The organism is Streptomyces solincola (assembly GCF_002982015.1).
In the GTDB taxonomy this organism is placed as follows: Bacteria; Actinomycetota; Actinomycetes; order Streptomycetales; family Streptomycetaceae; genus Streptomyces; species Streptomyces solincola.
On sequence record NZ_PVLV01000584.1, the window covers coordinates 1 to 4889 of the forward strand.

Consider the following 4889-nt stretch of genomic DNA (forward strand, 5'->3'; position numbering starts at 1 on the left):
CCGCGCGGTCGGCGGCCTGGTGGTCGGGTCCTGCGCGGTCGGCAGCGTGGTGGTCGGGTGCCTGCGGGCCGGCGGCCTCGTGGTCGGTTGCGTCGCGGTCGGGTGTCTGGTGGTTGGCGTCATCACGTTCGGTTACGCCGCTGTCGTGTGCCGCTTGGTCAGCGGCAGCGCGATCGGCGGCACCGGGATCGGCAGCACCGCGGTCGGGTGCATCCGCACTCGGTACGTCGCTCATGGCGGCATTCTGAACCCGCCCGGCTCCTGGTACGTACCCCTGGAGGGCGGTCCGGCGCACAATCAAGGCCCGGGCACTGCGTGGAGAGGCGGACGGCGATGACCCACACCCACCGGGCGGCGCGCTACGACGACGGCGGTCCGGACGGCCGCCGGGCCGCGCTCGGCCGGTACGCCCTGCTGCCGCTGCGGCTCTTCCTCGGCGTCACCTTCGTCTACGCCGGGCTCGACAAGCTCACCGACCCCGGCTTCCTCACCGCCTCGGGGCCCGGGTCCATCGGCGAGACCATGCGGGCCGTGCGGGACTCCTCGGCGGTGCCCTGGCTGGTGGACCTGGCGCTGCGCGACCCGGCCGCCTTCGGCTACGCCATCGCCGCGGGCGAGCTGGCCGTCGGCGTGGCCACCCTGGTCGGGCTGCTGGCCCGACTCGCTGCCCTGGGCGGGGCACTGATCTCGCTCAGCCTGTGGCTCACCGTGAGCTGGCAGTCCGACCCCTACTACTACGGCAACGACCTCCCCTATCTCATGGCGTGGCTCCCGCTGGTGCTGGCCGGGGCGCCGCTGCTGTCGGTGGACGCGGCCTGGTCGGCGCGCCGCCGCCGCACCCGGTAGCCCGCCCAGCCCGCCGTCCCCGCCAGCAGCAGTCCGAAGACGAGCACCGGGAACACCGCGTACCAGGGGGTCTGCCAGTCGCCGGTCGCGTCCCCTAGGTAGAGGGCGGCGACGGCCAGCGCGGTGGCGCCGGTGACCAGCCGGCCGGGGTGGAACTCATGGCGCAGCACGGGTGACCTCCACCAGGCCGATCGCGATGTTCAGCTTCAGTTCAAGGGTGCCGGCGGGGGCGGTGCCCTTCGGCGGGGCGACGGTGTGCACGGCTTCCTGACCGGGGGCGATGTCGATGTCGCCCGGTGGGTCGTCCGGCAGCTTGAGGTCGCCGAGCCCGCTCTGGCCCGTCACCTTCACCGTGACGTTCCGGGGGACCACCACCTCGACGCGGCCGGCGCCGACCTCGGCGGAGGTCCGCACCGTCTGGCCGGTGGGTATGGAGACGGTGGACAGGTCGAGGGTGCCGACGCCGCTGCCTAGCTCGTATCGCGGCAGGACCTCGCTCACCGTGGCCGGCTTCCACTCGGTACGCATCCAGTCGGTGCTGATGCGGTGCGGCAGCGCGGAGGAGCCGGCCAGCAGCAGTGCCGTCACCACCGTCATGAAGACCGTGCCCGAGCCGGTGCGGCCGGCGAAGGAGCTGACCACCAGCCCGAGCGCGAACACCGCGAGGGCGCAGGCCAGCCCGGTCTGCAGGCAGACCGCCAGTGGCTCCTGGCCCCAGAGCGCCGCGGTGCCCAGGCCGCCGGCGAGCACTGCCAGCAGCAGGACCAGCCCACCGACCGAGCGCGGGCCGCCGACCGACCGCGAGCCGCGGGCCGCCGCCGGGACCGGGGAACCACCGCGCCGAGGGCGGTGGCGGGGCTCCGCCGCGTATCCCACGTCCATGGCCTCTTCCGGCCCCCACAGGTATCCGAGGGGCACCGGACCGGTGGTGCCGTCCTTGACGATCGGCTCGCGCCACCAGGACGGCAGGTCCGGCGGGGGCGGCGCCTTCGTCTCCGGCGGGGCCTCCGCCACGGTGTGCGCGGCGGTGGGGCCGGGGCCCGGCTCCTGGTCGGCGGAGCGCCGCCTCGACCACAGCGCGGCCCCGCCCACCGCCAGCACCAGCATCAGGGAGAAGGAGACGGTGCCGCCGTTGTTCAGCATGGTCAGGAACAGGCCGCAGCCGACCAGTGCCATCAGCACGGCCAGCAGCGAGGCGCCGTCGACCCGGCCGGACAGCAGCCGGCGCCCCTCGGTCTCCTCCCCTTCCTCGTCGGCCGGCAGCAGCAGCCAGGCGAAGCCGTAGAACAGCAGCCCGATGCCGCCGGTGACCGCGAGCACGCCCGTCACCACTCGGAAGATCACCGGGTCCAGGTCGAAGTGCCGGCCCAGGCCGCCGCACACGCCCGCGACCACCTTGCGCCGCGTGATGCGGCGCAGTGGCGGAGCGGGTTGCGCCCCGGGGGCCGGAGGGCCCGCGGGGGGAGCGGAGGAAGCCGAGCGCGTCATGACTCCATGGTGACCGACGGTGATCGCCGCTGCCAGAGTCCGGGACCCTGGTCCGACCCTGATATCGGGGCCGCAGCCGTCCGGGGCGGTCTTGGGGGCGCGGCACCGGGCTGCCTCAGGGATCGAATAGGGGACTGCCCTGATGCCGCCGCGCTGCCCCGCGTGTGACGATCGGACCATGCCAGCCACCACCCGTCCGGCCGACCTCGACGAGCCTCCCGTGCGCAAGCTGTACCGCAGCGCCGACGGGCGGATGCTCGGCGGAGTGGCTCGCGGGCTGGCCGGTCACCTGGGGCTGCCGGTGGTGTGGGTGCGGTTCGCCTTCCTCGCGCTGTTCCTCTCCGACGGCCTCGGCGTCCTGCTGTACGCGGCGTTCTGGATCGCCGTGCCGCTGGGCGTCGGCGGCCGCGCCAGTGAGCACCGCTCGGTGTTCGAGACCACTCCGGACGGGCGGCGCAAGCTCCGCAAGCCGGACCGCGGCCAGGTCGTCGCCATGGTGGCGCTCGCCGTCGGCGCGGTCGTCTTCGCGAGCACGGTCGACCTGGGCGCCGGCGCCGGGCGCTATGTGTGGCCGACCCTGCTGGTGGGCGTCGGCGTCGCCCTGGTGTGGCGTCAGGTGGACAACGCCCGCCGGGCCCGCTGGACCGAGTCCGGTGGCCGCAGGCGGCTGTTCCAGCTCGTGCGCGGCGTGGCCGGGGTCGCCCTGGTCGGCATGGGCCTGGCGGTGTTCCTGGTGGTGCGCGGGGCGGCCGCCCAGCTCGGCACGGCGCTGACCGCCGCGATAGCGGTGCTGGCGGGCATAGCCCTGCTGGCCGGGCCGTGGCTGGTGCGGATGTCCCAGGACCTCTCCGAGGAGCGGACCATGCGCATCCGAGCCCAGGAGCGCTCCGAGGTCGCCGCGCATGTGCACGACTCGGTGCTGCACACCCTGACCCTGATACAGCGGCACGCCGACGACGGCGGCGAGGTGCGCCGGCTCGCCCGCGCCCAGGAGCGCGAGCTGCGCAACTGGCTCTACCGCCCGGAGGGCACCGGAAAGGAGGAGGACGACGAGCCGGAGACCCTGGCCGACGCGGTGAAGCGGACCGCCGCCGAGGTCGAGGATGCCCACGGGGTGCCGCTGGAGGTGGTCGTGGTCGGCGACTGCCCGCTCGACGAGCGGCTGGTGGCCCAGCTCCAGGCCGCGCGCGAGGCCATGGTCAACGCCGCCAAGTACGGTGGCGGCGGGCCGGTCCAGGTGTTCGCCGAGGTCGAGGGCCGGACGGTGTTCGTCTCGGTGCGGGACCGGGGGCCCGGCTTCGACCTGGACTCCGTTCCCGCCGACCGGATGGGCGTACGAGAATCGGTGATCGGCCGGATGCGGCGCAACGGCGGCACCGCCCGGGTGCGGAGCGCCGTGGGTGAGGGCACTGAGGTGGAGCTGGAGATGGAGAGGGCGGACGCATGAGCGACGAGACCACGGGGGCGACTGGGCCGGCGGCCGAAGCCCGGGACGGTTCGGCGGCGAGCACCGGGCCGGCGGAGGGCGCGGCAGCGGCCACCGGCTCCGCCGGGGCGGCCGGATCGGCCGGGTCGACTGCATCGGACGGGGCGGCCGCGGCGGGCGAGCCGACCGGAGCGGCCGGAGCCACTGCGGCGGCTGGGGCGGCTGGAGTGGGCGGGTCGACTGAGGCGGCTGGAACGGGCGGGGCGACTGGGCCGGCTGGAGCGGGCGGGGTGGCTGGGAAGAGCGCGTCGACTGGAGCGGCTGGAGCGGGCGGGGCGCCGGAGGCGACGGGTCCGGAGGCGGCGGGGCCCGGGCGCCGGGTGCGGGTGGTGCTGGTGGACGACCACCGGATGTTCCGCACCGGGGTGCGCGCCGAGATCGGCCGCACCGACGTCACCGGCGTCGAGGTGGTCGGCGAGGCCGCCGACGTCGACCAGGCCGTCGCCGTCATCACCGACACTCGCCCCGAGGTGGTCCTGCTCGACGTCCACCTGCCCGGCGGCGGCGGGGTGGAGGTGCTGCGCCGGTGCTCCGCACTCATGGCGGCCGCCGAGGATCCGGTGCGCTTCCTGGCGCTGTCGGTGTCGGACGCCGCCGAGGACGTCATCGGGGTCATCCGGGGCGGCGCCCGCGGCTATGTAACCAAGACCATCACCGGCACCGACCTGGTCGACTCGGTCTTCCGCGTCCAGGAGGGGGACGCCGTCTTCTCGCCCCGGCTGGCCGGCTTCGTGCTGGACGCCTTCGCCTCCACCGACGCCCCGCCGGTCGACGAGGACCTGGACCGGCTCACCCAGCGCGAGCGGGAGGTGCTGCGGCTGATCGCCCGCGGATACGCGTACAAGGAGATCGCCAAGCAGCTCTTCATCTCGGTGAAGACGGTCGAGTCCCATGTCTCGGCAGTGCTGCGCAAGCTCCAGCTCTCCAACCGCCATGAGCTGACCCGCTGGGCCACTGCCCGCCGCCTGGTCTGAACCGGCCCGTAACGTACGCCGCCGACAAGGGCGAACGCGGCCAGAACCGGCGTCGGCGGCGTACGTTACGGGCCGGTTCAGACCAGGCGGCGGGC

At 74.7% G+C, this 4889-nt stretch carries 5 protein-coding genes and 1 pseudogene; 3 read left to right on the forward strand and 3 right to left on the reverse strand.

Features of this window, described 5'->3' with window-relative positions:
* Nucleotides 1-235 (reverse strand): annotated as a pseudogene (locus C6N75_RS31170) (hypothetical protein); the annotation flags it as partial.
* A 98-nt stretch (nucleotides 236-333) separates the two neighbouring features.
* Between C6N75_RS31170 and C6N75_RS27605 the strand changes: the two are divergent.
* Complete coding sequence (locus tag C6N75_RS27605; protein ID WP_105871592.1) at nucleotides 334-846, forward strand: DoxX family protein; 513 nt, start codon at nucleotides 334-336, stop codon at nucleotides 844-846.
* Here the strand turns inward: C6N75_RS27605 and C6N75_RS27610 are convergent.
* Both C6N75_RS27610 and C6N75_RS27615 read right to left on the reverse strand, forming a co-directional pair.
* On the reverse strand, nucleotides 753-1016 hold the full coding sequence (locus C6N75_RS27610; protein ID WP_105871593.1) for a hypothetical protein: 264 nt from the start codon (nucleotides 1014-1016) through the stop codon (nucleotides 753-755). The genes C6N75_RS27605 and C6N75_RS27610 overlap by 94 nt on opposite strands.
* Complete coding sequence (locus C6N75_RS27615) at nucleotides 1003-2334, reverse strand: PspC domain-containing protein (protein ID WP_105871594.1); 1332 nt, start codon at nucleotides 2332-2334, stop codon at nucleotides 1003-1005. The genes C6N75_RS27610 and C6N75_RS27615 overlap by 14 nt, the downstream gene beginning before the upstream one ends.
* A 178-nt stretch (nucleotides 2335-2512) precedes the next feature.
* On the opposite strand from C6N75_RS27615, the gene C6N75_RS27620 reads away from it, so the two are divergent.
* Nucleotides 2513-3781, forward strand: coding sequence for an ATP-binding protein (locus tag C6N75_RS27620; RefSeq protein WP_105871595.1), 1269 nt, complete (start codon nucleotides 2513-2515; stop codon nucleotides 3779-3781).
* Between the two features lie 269 nt (nucleotides 3782-4050).
* Nucleotides 4051-4794, forward strand: coding sequence for a LuxR C-terminal-related transcriptional regulator (locus C6N75_RS27625; protein WP_407703281.1), 744 nt, complete (start codon nucleotides 4051-4053; stop codon nucleotides 4792-4794).
* The last annotated feature ends 95 nt before the right edge of the window (nucleotides 4795-4889 follow it).

Coding starts and splice junctions, on each gene's coding strand:
- C6N75_RS27605 (WP_105871592.1), top strand. CDS start 334: ATGACCCACACCCACCGGGCGGCGCGCTACGACGACGGCGGTCCGGAC.
- C6N75_RS27615 (WP_105871594.1), bottom strand. CDS start 2,334: ATGACGCGCTCGGCTTCCTCCGCTCCCCCCGCGGGCCCTCCGGCCCCC.
- C6N75_RS27620 (WP_105871595.1), top strand. CDS start 2,513: ATGCCAGCCACCACCCGTCCGGCCGACCTCGACGAGCCTCCCGTGCGC.